10 protein-coding genes are annotated in these 13,371 nt (G+C 72.2%); 3 read left to right on the top strand and 7 right to left on the bottom strand.

What is annotated here, in order from left to right; all coding sequences use genetic code 11:
- Positions 1 to 30 precede the first annotated feature (30 nt).
- Positions 31 to 1,788, top strand: coding sequence for an arginine--tRNA ligase (argS, locus tag ACP4IX_RS31685; RefSeq protein WP_426524880.1), 1,758 nt, complete (start codon positions 31 to 33; stop codon positions 1,786 to 1,788).
- Between the two features lie 113 nt (positions 1,789 to 1,901).
- Here the strand turns inward: argS and ACP4IX_RS31680 are convergent, their stop codons facing one another.
- The 3 genes from ACP4IX_RS31680 to ACP4IX_RS31670 all read right to left on the bottom strand — a co-directional run bounded on the left by ACP4IX_RS31680 (position 1,902) and on the right by ACP4IX_RS31670 (position 5,956).
- A complete protein-coding gene (locus tag ACP4IX_RS31680; protein WP_426557949.1) occupies positions 1,902 to 2,759 on the bottom strand; it encodes an arylamine N-acetyltransferase family protein in 858 nt (285 codons plus the stop codon).
- Positions 2,760 to 2,819: 60 nt separating this feature from the next.
- Entirely contained in the window at positions 2,820 to 4,061 is a 1,242-nt protein-coding gene (locus ACP4IX_RS31675) for a PLP-dependent aminotransferase family protein (protein ID WP_426557947.1), read from the bottom strand.
- Between the two features lie 377 nt (positions 4,062 to 4,438).
- Positions 4,439 to 5,956, bottom strand: a complete 1,518-nt coding sequence (locus ACP4IX_RS31670; RefSeq protein WP_426557945.1) for a helix-turn-helix domain-containing protein — start codon at positions 5,954 to 5,956, stop codon at positions 4,439 to 4,441.
- Positions 5,957 to 6,166: 210 nt separating this feature from the next.
- Here ACP4IX_RS31670 and ACP4IX_RS31665 point away from each other — a divergent pair, with 210 nt between their 5' ends.
- Positions 6,167 to 6,907: a DUF4232 domain-containing protein gene (locus ACP4IX_RS31665; RefSeq protein WP_426557943.1), complete on the top strand. Its 741-nt coding sequence runs from the start codon at positions 6,167 to 6,169 to the stop codon at positions 6,905 to 6,907.
- A 43-nt stretch (positions 6,908 to 6,950) separates the two neighbouring features.
- Here ACP4IX_RS31665 and hemB read toward each other — a convergent pair whose 3' ends face one another.
- Positions 6,951 to 7,943, bottom strand: coding sequence for a porphobilinogen synthase (hemB, locus tag ACP4IX_RS31660; RefSeq protein ID WP_426557941.1), 993 nt, complete (start codon positions 7,941 to 7,943; stop codon positions 6,951 to 6,953).
- 97 nt (positions 7,944 to 8,040) lie between these two features.
- Here hemB and ACP4IX_RS31655 point away from each other — a divergent pair, with 97 nt between their 5' ends.
- The gene (locus tag ACP4IX_RS31655) at positions 8,041 to 8,874 is read left to right on the top strand and encodes a hypothetical protein (protein ID WP_426524891.1); all 834 of its coding nucleotides are present in this window, start codon (positions 8,041 to 8,043) and stop codon (positions 8,872 to 8,874) included.
- Here the strand turns inward: ACP4IX_RS31655 and ACP4IX_RS31650 are convergent.
- Genes ACP4IX_RS31650 through ACP4IX_RS31640 form a run of 3 tightly spaced genes read right to left on the bottom strand, consistent with a single transcriptional unit; the run spans position 8,816 to position 13,288 of the window.
- A complete protein-coding gene (locus ACP4IX_RS31650) occupies positions 8,816 to 10,675 on the bottom strand; it encodes a glycoside hydrolase family 15 protein (protein ID WP_426524893.1) in 1,860 nt (619 codons plus the stop codon). The two genes, ACP4IX_RS31655 and ACP4IX_RS31650, sit on opposite strands and share 59 nt — an antisense overlap.
- Before the next feature lie 43 nt (positions 10,676 to 10,718).
- Positions 10,719 to 11,615: a myo-inosose-2 dehydratase gene (gene iolE / locus ACP4IX_RS31645; protein WP_426557940.1), complete on the bottom strand. Its 897-nt coding sequence runs from the start codon at positions 11,613 to 11,615 to the stop codon at positions 10,719 to 10,721.
- The gene (locus ACP4IX_RS31640) at positions 11,615 to 13,288 is read right to left on the bottom strand and encodes a pyranose oxidase (protein ID WP_426524897.1); all 1,674 of its coding nucleotides are present in this window, start codon (positions 13,286 to 13,288) and stop codon (positions 11,615 to 11,617) included. The genes iolE and ACP4IX_RS31640 overlap by 1 nt, the downstream gene beginning before the upstream one ends.
- Positions 13,289 to 13,371: the final 83 nt, after the last annotated feature.

The raw sequence follows: 13,371 nt of genomic DNA, 5'->3' as shown, positions 1-13,371 counted from the left end.
GGAACCCCGAGCAGAACGGCGAACCACTCCATGGCCTCGGTCACGTCCCTCAGCGACTCCGTCCAGCAGCACCTCGCGTCCGCCCTCACGGCCACCCGGCCGGAGGCCGCCGGCGCGGACCCGCTGCTGCGCCGAAGCGACCGGGCGGACTACCAGGCCAACGGCATCCTCGCCCTGGCCAAGAAGGCCAAGGCGAACCCGCGCGAGCTGGCGGCCGAGGTCGTCGCGCACATCACCACCGGCGACCTGGTCAAGGACGTCGAGGTCTCCGGGCCCGGCTTCCTGAACATCACGATCGGCGACCGGGCCATCACCGAGAACCTCGCCGCGCGGCACGCGGACGGCGAGCGCCTCGGCGTGCCGCTGAAGGAGAACCCGGGCGTCACGGTCATCGACTACGCCCAGCCGAACGTGGCGAAGGAGATGCACGTCGGCCACCTGCGTTCCGCGGTGATCGGCGACGCCCTGCGCTCCATGATCGACTTCACCGGCGAGAAGACGATCGGCCGCCACCACATCGGCGACTGGGGCACCCAGTTCGGCATGCTCATCCAGTACCTGCTGGAGCACCCCGGCGAGCTGGCCCCCGCGGCCGACGTCGACGGCGAGCAGGCCATGAGCAACCTGAACCGGGTGTACAAGGCGTCGCGCGCGGTCTTCGACGCGGACGAGGAGTTCAAGGAGCGGGCCCGCAAGCGGGTCGTCGCCCTCCAGTCCGGTGACAAGGAGACGCTCGAACTGTGGCAGCGGTTCGTGGACGAGTCGAAGGTCTACTTCTACTCCGTCTTCGAGAAGCTCGACATGGAGATCCGCGACGAGGAGATCGTCGGCGAGTCCGCGTACAACGAGGGCATGCCCGAGACCGCCCGCCTCCTGGAGGAGATGGGCGTCGCGGTGCGCTCCGAGGGCGCGCTCGTGGTGTTCTTCGACGAGATCCGCGGCAAGGACGACCAGCCGGTCCCGCTGATCGTGCAGAAGGCCGACGGCGGCTTCGGCTACGCGGCGTCCGACCTGACCGCGATCCGGGGCCGCGTCCTCGACCTGCACGCGAGCACCCTGCTGTACGTCGTCGACGTACGCCAGTCGCTCCACTTCAAGATGGTCTTCGAGACGGCCCGCCGGGCCGGCTGGCTCGGCGACGACGTCACCGCGCACAACATGGGCTACGGCACGGTGCTCGGCGCGGACGGCAAGCCCTTCAAGACGCGTGCGGGCGAGACCGTGCGGCTGGAGGACCTGCTGGACGAGGCGGTGCAGCGGGCCGCGGAGGTCGTACGGGAGAAGGCGCAGGACCTCACCGAGGACGAGATCCAGGACCGGGCCGCGCAGGTCGGCATCGGCGCCGTGAAGTACGCGGACCTGTCGACGTCGCCGAGCCGCGACTACAAGTTCGACCTGGACCAGATGGTCTCGCTCAACGGCGACACCAGCGTGTACCTCCAGTACGCCTACGCCCGTATCCGGTCCATCCTCCGCAAGGCCGGCGAGGTCCGCCCCGCGGCTCACCCGGAGCTGGAGCTGCACGAGGCGGAGCGCGCGCTGGGCCTGCACCTGGACGCGTTCGGGGACACGGTCTTCGACGCGGCCGCGGAGTACGCCCCGCACAAGCTGACCGCGTACCTGTACCAGCTGGCGTCCCTGTACACGTCGTTCTACGACAAGTGCCCGGTGCTGAAGGCCGAGACGCCCCAGCAGGTGGAGAACCGCCTGTTCCTGTGCGACCTCACGGGCCGCACGCTGCACCAGGGCATGGCCCTGCTGGGCATCAGGACGCCCGAGCGGCTCTGACGCCGGCGCGCCAGGCGCACGGCACGCGGCACGCGGCCCGTCCTCCCCCGGGGGAGGACGGGCCGCGTGCCGTCTGCGGCGACGGGGCAGCGGTCCGCGCGCCCCTGCCGCGCTCAGCCCGGCAGCACCAGGCCCTCGGGGACGTCGATGCCGAAGTCCTCCGCGAGCAGGCGCCGGACCCGGGCCTCGTCCGTCAGCTTCCGCTCGGTCACCGTGCCGTCGGCGCGGGTCTCGGTGAGCCGGTCGCCGTCGAGCAGCGCGTGTCCGTCCGGCGTGAGGAACTGGACGTACGGGCGCCGGGAGAACGGAGAGCGCGGGTTGGTGGCGATGTGCCAGTTGATGACCTCGTAGTCGGACTGCTCGAACGGCTCCAGGGTGAAGGCGTACTGCGCCACCCAGCCGCCCTGCGAAGGCCCTCCGCGGCCCTCGTACGCCTCCAGCACCCACATCTCCAGCGGCCCGGGGTGCGGCACGTGCACCAGCCGGTGGCGGCGTCCGGCGTCATGGAACTCCGTGTCCGCCGTCAGCGGCACCGGCTCCAGCAGGGAGCCGATGGCTCCGAAACCGACGTCGGCCAGGTACGGCCGCGGGTCGCCGGGGATCTCCACCAGGAGGGCCATGTGGGTGCGCGGGCGGTCCTCGAAGCGGTCCGCGCCGAGGACGACGCGCGCGGCCAGCCGGGTCACCCGGAAACCCAGCGCCTCCAGGGCCGCCGCGAACAGCGTGTTGTGCTCGTAGCAGTAACCGCCGCGCCGCCGGCCGTGGACCAGTTTGGCCATCAGGTCGGCGAGGTCGAGGGAGGGGGCCGTACCGCCGAGCGCGTCGAGGTTCTCGAACGGGACGGCCCTCAGGTGGGCGAGGTGCACGCCCCGCAGGGTGTGCGCGTCGGGCCGCCGCTCACCCGCCCAGCCGATCCGGCCGAGGTACGCGTCGAGGTCGAAGGGCGTCGTCATCCGTGTGCTGGCAGACATGGCCCCACCGTACGAGCGGGTGCGGCGCCCCTGCATCGGTCTTTGGTCCCGGGACGGGGCCTACGCCTCCCGCAGCGCTCCCCCGAGCCGCCGCAGCCCCTCCGCGATCTCGTCCGGTGTCTGCGTGACGAAGCACAGCCGCAGCGTGGCGCGGTCGGGCTCCCCGGCGTGGAAGGGGGCGCCGGGGACGTACGCCACGTCGTGCCGGACCACCCCGGGGAGCAGGGCGGTGGTGTCGTAGCGCTCCGGCAGGCGCGCCCACAGGAACATGCCGCCCTCGGGACGCGTCCACACCGACCCCGCCGGCAGCGCGTCCGCCAGGCCCGCGAGCATGGCGTCCCGGCGTGCGCCGTAGGCCGCGGCGACGCGCGCGACGTGGGCGTCCAGGTCGCGGTCGGCGAGGTAGCGGGCGGCGGCGAGCTGGTTGACGGTCGGGGTGTGCAGGTCGGCGGCCTGCTTGGCGACCGCGCAGGCCCGGCGCAGTTCCGCGGGCGCCCGCAGCCAGCCCAGGCGCAGGCCGGGTGCCATGACCTTGGAGAAGGAGCCCAGCAGCACGGTCCGGTCCCGGGCGCCGTCGTACGACGCGATCCACGGCACCCGCTCGCCCTCGAAGCGCAGCTCGCCGTACGGGTCGTCCTCGACGATCCACAGCCCGCGCCGGCCGGCGACCTCGGCGACGGCGGCCCGGCGGGCGGCGGGCAGGGTCCGGCCGGTCGGGTTCTGGAAGGTGGGAACGGTGTAGAGCAGCTTGGGACGCTCGCGCACCACCAGCTCCTCCAGTGCCTCGGGGTCCATCCCGTCCTCGTCACCGGGCACGGCGACGACACGGGCGCCCGCGAGACCGAAGGCCTGGAGCGCGGCCAGGTAGCAGGGGCTCTCGACGAGGACGGTGTCGCCGGGTTCGAGCAGGGCGGTGGCGAGGAGCGACAGGGCCTGCTGGGAGCCGGTGGTGACGAGGACGTCGTCCGGGCCGGTCTCCAGTCCGCGCGCCGTGGTGCGGGCGGCGAGCGCGGCCCGCAGGGTGGGCTCGCCCTCGGTGGTGGAGTACTGGAGCGCCCGCGCGGGCGCCTCGGCGAGGACGTCCCGGTACGCGGCGGCGATGCCCTCCGCGTCGAACAGCTCCGGGGCCGGCAGCCCGCCCGCGAAGTTGATCACCTCGGGGCGGGCGGTGACGGCCAGGATGTCCCGTACGGGCGACCCGCCGATCGACCGGGCCCGCGCGGCGAGCGGCGGCAGCGGGGCCGGCGGGGCGGAGGGGGCCGGCGGGGTGGGCGGGGCGGCCACGTTCTCAGTCACGGTCATGCCCGCACCCTAGGGAAGTACGTGCCGTCTACAAGAGACTTTCCGCGATCCGGACACCGTGCGGATGGCGGGCCGTCAGACCTTGACGTCCAGCCCGCCGTACACGTGGATGTCGGCCGTCCGGGACGTCGTTGATGCCCTTGCAGCGGACCCTTTCGATGGCGTCGCGGCCCGCCGGACAGGACGTCTCGGGCTGCTCGGGCACCCGGTGCCGCGTGGTCCGGGCGGCAGCCGCGCGGACCGGCGGCGAGCCGGGCGGCGGCCGCGTCGCGGTCCGCGGGGCAGGGGCTGTATGGGCAACAACCTGTCCTCCGGCCCCACTCGGCCCCACTCGGCGGCGCCCGGCCGCCCGCCCGGCCCACCGCCCCCGCCTCGGCTCACTCGCCCGGGAAGTACTCCCAGACGCCTTCGGCGCCCAGCATCTGACCGTAGTAGGAGCTGCCCTTGGAGGCGCTGGTGCGGAACGGCTTGCCGTGGTCGTCGACCCGCATGATGCCCTTGCGGCCGCCGCTGGACCACTCCAGTTCCAGGTACCAGGTGACGTCGTGGTCGCTGGTGTGCGCGTTGACGTAGAAGAGCTCGGGGTCGGACTCGGTGACCGTGTACGGGAAGGGCTTCTGTCCGGCGATCGGCATCGCCAGGGGGTTGCCCAGGTCGAGGGCGACGTCGAAGGACTTGGTGCTCGCGTCACCGCCGCAGCCGACGCCCATCGCGTACTCGTTCCAGTCCAGCGGCTCCTTGCTGTCCACCACACGGACGTGCAGGTTCTCCAGCACCACGGTCTCCGGACCGGTGCCCTGCACGGTGAACACGGTCATCTGCCGGTCGGCGGCGACCGCGCCGAAGGCGGTGACCCAGCCGACCACGTCCGGCTGGGTGGGCGGGTCCAGCACGTTCTGCGGGCTGCGGTCCACCAGGAAGGACTGCTCGCAGGGAACGTCCCAGAAGTACGGGGTGGTCGACAAGGTGAGCGGGGGGCCGCTGTTGCCCGGGGCCCGGCCACTCGGCGCGGCGGTGCTCCGGCGCGTCGCGGACGGGGAGGGGACGGACGACGCGGACGCGGACGCGGACGGGGACGCGGATGACGGGGACGGAGAGGCACTCGCGCCGGCAGACGCAGACGCCGACCGGGTGCCGCTCCCGGTCACCGACACGGAGGTTCCGGCGGCGGCTCCGGCCGAACCGTGCTTCTCCCCTCCGTCGCCCACGCCGGGCAGGAGGCTGACGGCGAGAGCGACGGCGGCGACGCCGGTGGCGGCGTAGAGGGCGGCGCGCGGTACCCGGCGACGTCGTCCGACGGGGGCGGAGGGCGCTTCGGGCGCGAGCGGTACGTCGGGTGCGGACGCCACGTCGGACGCGGACGCCACGTCAGATGCGGACGCCACGTCGGATGGGGACGTCACGTCAGGTGTGGGCGGTGCGTCAGGTGTGGGCGGTGCGTCAGGTGTGGGCGGTGCGTCCTTCTCCGCGGCGGAGGCCTCGGGCACCGCGGGCGCCCCGGGCACCTCGGCGGCCTCGGCGGCCTCGGCGGCCTCGGGCACGACGGCTTCCGCCATCTCTCCCTTTTCCGTCCCGCCCTTCTCCGTCCCGCCCTTCTCCGTCTCCGCCGTCTCCGCCGTCTCCTGAGCCTCCCGCGCCTCCTCAGGCTTCTTCACCCCGCGCAGAGCGTCGGCCCGGATCCAGTGGCGGTGGAGTTCGAGCAGCTCCTCGGGGGTCGCCCGGCAGGCCCGGGCGAGGCGTTCGACGGGCGCGAACTCGACGGGTACGACCTCCCCGCTGACGTACCGGTGGAGTGTGGACGCACTCATGTGCAATCGCTTGCCCAGCGTCCCGTAGCTGAGTCCGGATCGCTCCTTCAGCTCCCGCAGCAGTCCCGCGAAGTCGTCCCCCGCCACCGTTTCTCCCTCTTCCCGTATCCCCGTACAGCATCCCAGCGGGACACCGTTCCCGCAGGTCAGAGCCGTTCCCAGTGTCCCAGTATCCCGCATGTCCAGGCGCCCCTGGCGACTGGGACGGCTCTGGACCCAAGCTGTGGTCATCCAAGCAGCCGCCCCCGGCGAACCGCCGAGCGGCTGACCTCAACTCCACCCGAAGGGGCTTACCTCATGTCCGTACGCACCACCCGCACCCGCCTGTTCGCCGCCACCACGGTCGCACTGGCCGCGCTCGCTCTGACGGCCTGCGAGGGCGACGAGGGAACGGACACGGGCGCCGCGGCCTCCTCCGCCCCGGCCTCCTCCGCCCCGGCGGGCGAACAGGCCAAGCCGTCCACCGGCGCGAACGACTCGAACGGCGACAAGGGAACCGACGGCGCGAACGGCTCCACCGGTTCCACCGGCTCCACCGGATCGGACAAGTCGGGTGGCGGCTCGTCGGGCTCCGGCTCGTCGGGCTCCGGCTCGAACGCCGGCTCGAACACCGGTGGCCAGGACGACGCGGAGATGCCGGGCAAGTGCTCCGCGTCCGACGTGAAGATCACCGCGACGAAGGTGTCCCGCCCGATCAACCACCTGCTGCTGACCGCCACCGGCACCGGCTCGAAGACGTGCATGCTGCCGCCGTACCCGGTGGCCCGCTTCGGTGAGGCCCAGTCCGTGCCGCCGGTCATCGAGGAGTCCCAGCCGCATGCGGTGGCCGGGGTCGGTCCCGGTGAGACCGCCTACGCCGGGGTGCGGCTGACGATGGCCGACGGCAGCGGCGGTGAGCCCATCAGCGTGGGCACCCTCAGCATCCCCTTCGACGACGACTCCATCGCCAAGGTCGCCCTGCCCGCCGGCGTGCACGTCGACAGCAAGCTGGCGGTGACCTACTGGCAGACCGGCATCGACCACGCCCTCACCTACTGAAGGGATCCACGCACCCGCTGCACGAAGGGCCGGCCCAGGATGCTCAGCGCAGCGTGCGAGCGACCTCGGTCGCCCAGTAGGTCAGGATGTTGCGCGCGCCGGCCCGCTTGATACCGGTGAGCGCCTCCAGGACGGCCCGGTCGCGATCGATCCACCCCTTCTCGGCGGCGGCCTCGATCATCGAGTACTCGCCGGAGATCTGGTAGGCGGCGACGGGCACGTCCACGGCCTCGGCGACCTTGGCCAGGATGTCGAGGTAGGGACCGGCCGGCTTGACCATCACCATGTCGGCACCCTCCGCCAGGTCCAGGGCCAGCTCCCGCATGGACTCCCGCACGTTGGCGGCGTCCTGCTGGTAGGTCTTCCGGTCCCCCTTCAGCGAGGACCCGACGGCCTCCCGGAAGGGCCCGTAGAAGGCGGAGGCGTACTTGGCCGTATAGGCGAGGACGGCGACGTCCTCCCGCCCGATCTGGTCCAGGGCGTCGCGGATGACGCCGATCTGCCCGTCCATCATCCCGCTGGGGCCGACCACGTGGGCGCCCGCGTCGGCCTGCACCTGCGCCATCTCGGCGTACCGCTCGAGGGTGGCGTCGTTGTCCACGCGCCCCTCGGCGTCGAGCACACCGCAGTGCCCGTGGTCCGTGAACTCGTCGAGGCACAGGTCGGACATGACGAGCAGGTCGTCCCCGACCTCGGCCCGCACGTCGCGCAGGGCGACCTGGAGGATCCCGTCCGGGTCGGTACCGGCCGTCCCGAGCGCGTCCTTCTTCTCCTCCTCCGGGACGCCGAACAGCATGATCCCGGAGATACCGGCCTCGACCGCCTCCGCGGCGGCCTTCTTCAGCGTGTCCCGGGAGTGCTGCACGACCCCGGGCATCGCCGTGATCGGCACCGGCTCGTCCACGCCCTCGCGCACGAACGCGGGGAGGATGAGGTCGGCGGGGTGGAGCCGGGTCTCGGCGACCATCCGACGCATCACGGGGGTGGTCCGCAGCCGACGGGGCCGGGTGCCGGGGAAGGATCCGTACGTCGTCATACCACCTACGCTACGCCCGCGCCACCCGTGCCTTTGCCGACGCCGAGTCGGCCCGCCCCCGGCCGTTGCGCGGGAACCGGGGTGATCGTTGAGCTCGGTGAACAGAGCCGAGGTGACCGTGTACCACTTCCTCATCGCCGAACTGCCGCTGTGGGCGGCCGCGCTCCTCATCCTCGGCGGCGTCCCGGTGGTCGCCGTCCTGCTGCAGGCGCTGATGCGCAGGCTCGTGCCGCCGCCCCGGGCCAAGGCCAACAACGATGTCGCGGGTTTCCTGGTGGCGGTCATCGGGGTGGTCTACGCCGTCACGATCGGGTTCTCCGTCGACGACCAGTGGGAGAACTTCACCGAGGTCAGGCAGTACGCCGCCGAGGAGGCGTACATCGCCGCCGCGGTCGCCCGGGGCAGCGCCGTCATGGGCCCCGGCGACCGGCGCGAGATCATCGGAGCGGTGGTGGCCTACAACCACGCGGTCGTCGCGTGGTGGCCGAAGGACGTCGGCCTGAACAGGCCGAGCCCGGCCGAGCGGCGGGCGTTGCGGCACCTCTTCGACACGGTGGGGCAGCTGCGCCCCGTCAACGAGCCGCAGCGGGCGTACGTGGAGGTGGCGACGGACGAACTGGTGGCGGTGTCGGCGCTCAACGCGGACCGGCACCGCCGGGCCGGCACGGCGCACCTGAGTACGCCCATGTGGATCGCGGTCTGCCTGACCAGCGCGGTGATCCTGCTGTTCAGCCTGCTGTTCGGGCTGGAGTCCGCCTGGCTGCACTACGCGATGATCACCGGTGTGGCACTGGTCATCGGCGTCAACCTCTTCCTGGTCGTCCTCCTGGAGTTCCCGCTGACCGGGGCGCTCTCCGTATCCCCCGGCGCCTTCACCGAGGCGACGCGGGACCTGCTGCGGGAGCTGCCCGCTCCGCCAGCGCCCGGTTGAGGCAGAGCGCGGCGCTGACCAGCCCGAGGTGGGTGAACGCCTGGGGGAAGTTGCCGAGGTTGCGTCCGGTGCCGTCCATCTCCTCGGCGTACAGGCCCAGATGGTTGGCGTAGCTGTGCATCTTCTCGAAGAACAGCTGGGCCCGGTCCACCTCGCCGGCCTCGGTCAGGCACTGGATGAACCAGTAGGAGCACATGGAGAAGGTGCCCTCGGTACCGCTCAGCCCGTCCGAGGCACCGTCCCCGCTGCGGTACCGGTAGACGAGGGAGTCCTCGACCAGGGAGTCCTCGATCGCGCGCAGCGTGCTCAGCCACCGGGGGTCGACCGGGGAGATGAACCCCATGAGCGGCATGAGCAGGCTCGCGGCGTCGAGGGTGGTGGCGCCCCGGTGCTGGACGAACGCTCCCTGCCCCTCGTCCCAGAACTCCTTGTGGATCTCGGCGTGGATCTCGTCGCGGACCGCGGACCACAGCTCGCGGGGCGCGGGCAGGGAGCGCCGCAGGGCGATGCGCAGCCCGCGGTCCAGGGCGACCCAGCACATCAGCCGGGCGTACAGGAACTCCTGGCGCCCGCCGCGGGTCTCCCAGATGCCCTCGTCGGCGAGCCGCCAGTTGTCGGTCACCCAGTTCACCGAGTCGCTCACCCGGGACCAGAGTTCGTGGGAGACGGCTTCCACGTGCTCGTCGTACAGGTCCACCAGGTGCAGCAGTTCGCCGTAGATGTCGAGCTGGAGCTGGCCGTAGGCGCCGTTGCCGATGCGGACCGGGCTCGATCCCTCGTAGCCGCTCAGGTCAGGCAGGATCTCCTCGGTCAGTTCGTGGCGGCCGTCAATGGCGTACATGATCTGCAGCCGCCCCGGTTCGGTGCTCTCCCGGTAGCGCTGCTCCACCCACCGTACGAACGCGCGGGCCTCGTCGTGGAAGCCGAGCTGGATGAACGCGGCGGCGGTGAACGAGGCGTCCCTGATCCAGGTGTAGCGGTAGTCCCAGTTGCGTTCGCCGCCGACCAGCTCCGGCAGGCCGAAGGTGGCCGCCGCGGCGATCGATCCGTGGCGGACGGAGGTGAGCAGCTTCATCGCCAGCGCCGAGCGGGACACCTCCTCCTGCCAGCGGCCCCGGTACGTCGAGCTGCTCAGCCACTCGTGCCAGAAGGCGTGGGTGTGCCGGAGCGCCCGTTCGGCCCACCGGGGGCCGGACGCCGGGCTGTGCTCGCCCGGCGGGACGGCTTCGAGGACGAAGTCCATCGTCTCGTCCGGCCCCAGCTCGAACTCGGCGACCACGTCGTCGCCCACCACGAGCAGTTCCACCGGGCTCTGCAGGCGCAGGGCCACCGCGTCCTCGGCTCCCGTCCCGCCCTCCGCCCCGCCCTCCGGTACGAAGAACACCTCGCCGGGGTGCTGCTCGATCCGGTGCGGCAGCCTGGCGTAGTCGAAGCGGGGTGCGCAGCACAGCCGGAACCGGAAGGTGCCCCGCACCCCCTTCACCCGGCGGACGACCGCGTGCGTGTGGCGGATCGAGCCGACCGGCATGAAGTCGACGACCTCCCCGACCCCGTCCTCGGACAGGAACCGGGTCAGCAGGATGTTGGTGTCGGGCAGGTAGAGCTGCTTGAGGCGGGCGCCCTCGACGGCCGGGCCGATCCGGAAACTGCCGCCTCGGGCGTCGTCGAGCAGCGCGCCGAACACCGTCGGCGAGTCGATGTCGGGCAGGCACAGGAAGTCCAGGGAACCGTCGAGGGCCACCAGGGCCACGGTGCGCAGGTCGCCGATCACGCCGTAGTCCTCGATCGGTCGGTAACTCATGGCAGTGCTGCTCCCTTGGTCGCGGAGGTCGTGACGGGCGTGCTCACCGTCCGATGAGGGCACGCAGGTGCTCGCGCGCCTTCTTGGCATACGTCAGCGGGTGCGCCTTCGCCGGGTCCTGTTCGGCCTCGACGACGAGCCACCCCCGGTACCCGGCGTCCGCGAGGGCGCGGAGCACGGGCCCGAAGTCGATCGCCCCGTCACCGGGCACGGTGAAGATCCCGGCGAGCACGGCGTCGTGGAAACTGGGGTCCTCGCGCCGGAAGTACTCCAGGACCTCGGCGCGTACGTCCTTGAGGTGCACGTGGGCGATCCGCCGGGCGTGGTCGCGGGCCAGGTCGAGCGGGTCGTCGCCGGCCAGGGTGAGGTGGCCGGTGTCCAGCAGCAGGTGCACCAGGTCCGGGTCGGTGCCCGCGAGCAGCCGGTCCACCTCGGCCCGGGACTGCACGCCGGTGCCCATGTGGTGGTGGTAGCACAGGAGCATGCCGCGGCCGGCCGCCATCCGTCCCAGTTCGTCGAGACCGGTCAGCAGCGCGTCCCACGCCGAGTCGTCGAACACCGGCTTGTTCGCGGCCAGGGCGACCGCCTGCTGGTGCACCGCGTGGCCGAGTTCCGCCACGACGACCCGGTCGCCGCCGACCGCCTGGATGAAGTCCAGCTGCTCGCGGAAGCCCGCGAGGGTGCGTTCCCGCATGTCGCGGACGGTGAAGTAGGTGCTCGCCCAGGGTTCGGACACCCGCAGGCCGCGCAGGTCCAGCGCCCGCGACAGGGCCCGCGGGTCGGCGGGGAACTTGTGGCCGACGCTGCAGCCCTCGAAACCGGCCAGCGCGATCTCGCTGACGCACTGCTCGAAGGAGATGTCCGCCCCGATGGTGGGAAAGTCGTCGTTGGTCCAGCAGGTGGGGGTGATGCCGAGGGAGACGGCGCCGGGCGCGAACATCAGGCGTCCCGGCCCGGCACGGCCCCGCCGGAGGCCGGACCGCCGGACGCGGCCCCGCCGGACGCGGTCCGGCCTCCGGCGGTCCGGCCGGTGATGTGCCGGGCCGCCTTCAGCGCCAGCGCGACGCTGGTCAGCGTGGGGTTGCTCGCCGTGCCGCGCGGGATGACGTTGTTGCCGCCCAGGTAGAGGTTGTCGACACCCCACACCCGGGAGTCGGTGTCCACGACGCTGGTCTCGGGGTCGTCGCCCATCCGGGTCGTGCCGGTGACGTGCAGTCCGAGGCCGGGCTCGACGAACTGCGGTTCGGAGCCGGGCAGGAAGCCGCCGAGGGTGCTCGCCGCGCGCAGCATGTCCCGCATCATCGCGTGCTGGTTCACCCGGTCCTGCTCGCTGAGGCGGAAGACGAAGGTGGGCTGCGGCATGCCGTGCGCGTCCTCGTGCCGGTCCGAGAACTCGATCCGGTTGTCGAACCGGGGCTCGGCGATCCCGAACCAGCGCAGGTCCACGATGAGCCGGCCGTCGACGTTCGGCGCGATGTCGCCGTAGTGGAAGGCGTCGCGGTGGATCTGGCAGTGCCACGGCCGTCCCTCCGACACCGGGATCCACACCTGGGGTTCCGGGTCGCTCCGCGGGATGGGCACGGGGTCCTGCGGGGCGGACGCGCGGTGCTCGCGCACGACGTCGTCGAAGCGCGGGTCGGCGGCGACCGAGTCGACCAGCTCCTGGCTCAGCACGATCTGGCAGAAGGAGATCGGCTGTTCGCTCAGGTAGCGGCCGAGCGCCCTCGGGCGGATCCGCGACGCGTACAGCAGCTGAGGGGTGAGGTAGGCGTTGCCCGCCACCACGAAGGTCTCCGCCTCCACCCGCAGGGTCCGCCAGCGCCGCAGGTCGCGGATCTCGGCGTACTCCACGCGGCTGCCGTCGGCGCTGCGCACCAGGCGGGTGCAGAGGTGCTCGGGGTGCAGTTCGAACCTGTCGTGGCCGCCGTCGGCCAGCGGGCCGAGCACGGTGTCCGCGCCGCTCCAGTGGACGAACTCGGGGTTGTCCTCGCGGCGTTCCACGGCGAGCGGCAGGTTCTGCACCTGGTAAGGCTCCTGGAGCTCCCCGTACTCCTTGGCCAGCGCCCCGCGCACCAGCCGTTGCCGTACCGAGCCGGCGTAGGCGTCGGTACGGGTGTGCAGCAGCTGTTCGCCCTCCCGGTAGAGGGAGTCCCACTCGTCGCCGGTCAGCAGGTCCGAGCGCTCGATGACGGGATGGTGCCGGGGCGTGGCGCAGGTCCAGTGGGTCGCCATGCCGCCCACGCCGTAGGTCGCGGCGGCGGCGCCGAGGTTGACGGCGGGGTCCTGGTCGGGGTTCTGGTTGTTCAGTACGAAGCCGTCGTACTTCTTGAGGTCGATCCGGAAGGCGGCCGGGTCCAGGGTCACCTCGGCCTTGTCGCTCGACGGGATCGACAGCAGGCTCAGATGGCCGCGGATCACGGGCGAGAACAGGTTGAGGTCGCGCTGGTAGAGGTAGGCGTTCTTGAGGTGCTCCCCGGGCCGGTCCGACAGCTGGGCCCCGGCGTCGATCATGCAGACGTGCCGGCCGGCCGCCACGAGCTCGCGGGCGAAGGCGCATCCGACGGGTCCGGAACCGACGACGAGGGTGTCGACCCGGACGGTGTTCTGTGCCACTGCGTTCTCCTGCTGGTGAGGGCTGCCCGGAGCGAGGCAGCGGTTCTTCCGTGCGAGGGGGTCCGTTCCGGCAGGCCCGGCCT

This window comes from Streptomyces sp. WG5 (assembly GCF_049974565.1).
In the GTDB taxonomy this organism is placed as follows: Bacteria; Actinomycetota; Actinomycetes; order Streptomycetales; family Streptomycetaceae; genus Streptomyces.
The sequence above is the reverse complement of the archived record's forward strand: the minus strand, read 5'-3'. Positions and strand labels throughout refer to the sequence as shown.

Coding starts and splice junctions, on each gene's coding strand:
- argS (WP_426524880.1), top strand. CDS start 31: ATGGCCTCGGTCACGTCCCTCAGCGACTCCGTCCAGCAGCACCTCGCG.
- ACP4IX_RS31680 (WP_426557949.1), bottom strand. CDS start 2,759: ATGTCTGCCAGCACACGGATGACGACGCCCTTCGACCTCGACGCGTAC.
- ACP4IX_RS31675 (WP_426557947.1), bottom strand. CDS start 4,061: ATGACCGTGACTGAGAACGTGGCCGCCCCGCCCACCCCGCCGGCCCCC.
- ACP4IX_RS31665 (WP_426557943.1), top strand. CDS start 6,167: ATGTCCGTACGCACCACCCGCACCCGCCTGTTCGCCGCCACCACGGTC.
- hemB (WP_426557941.1), bottom strand. CDS start 7,943: ATGACGACGTACGGATCCTTCCCCGGCACCCGGCCCCGTCGGCTGCGG.
- ACP4IX_RS31650 (WP_426524893.1), bottom strand. CDS start 10,675: ATGAGTTACCGACCGATCGAGGACTACGGCGTGATCGGCGACCTGCGC.
- iolE (WP_426557940.1), bottom strand. CDS start 11,615: ATGTTCGCGCCCGGCGCCGTCTCCCTCGGCATCACCCCCACCTGCTGG.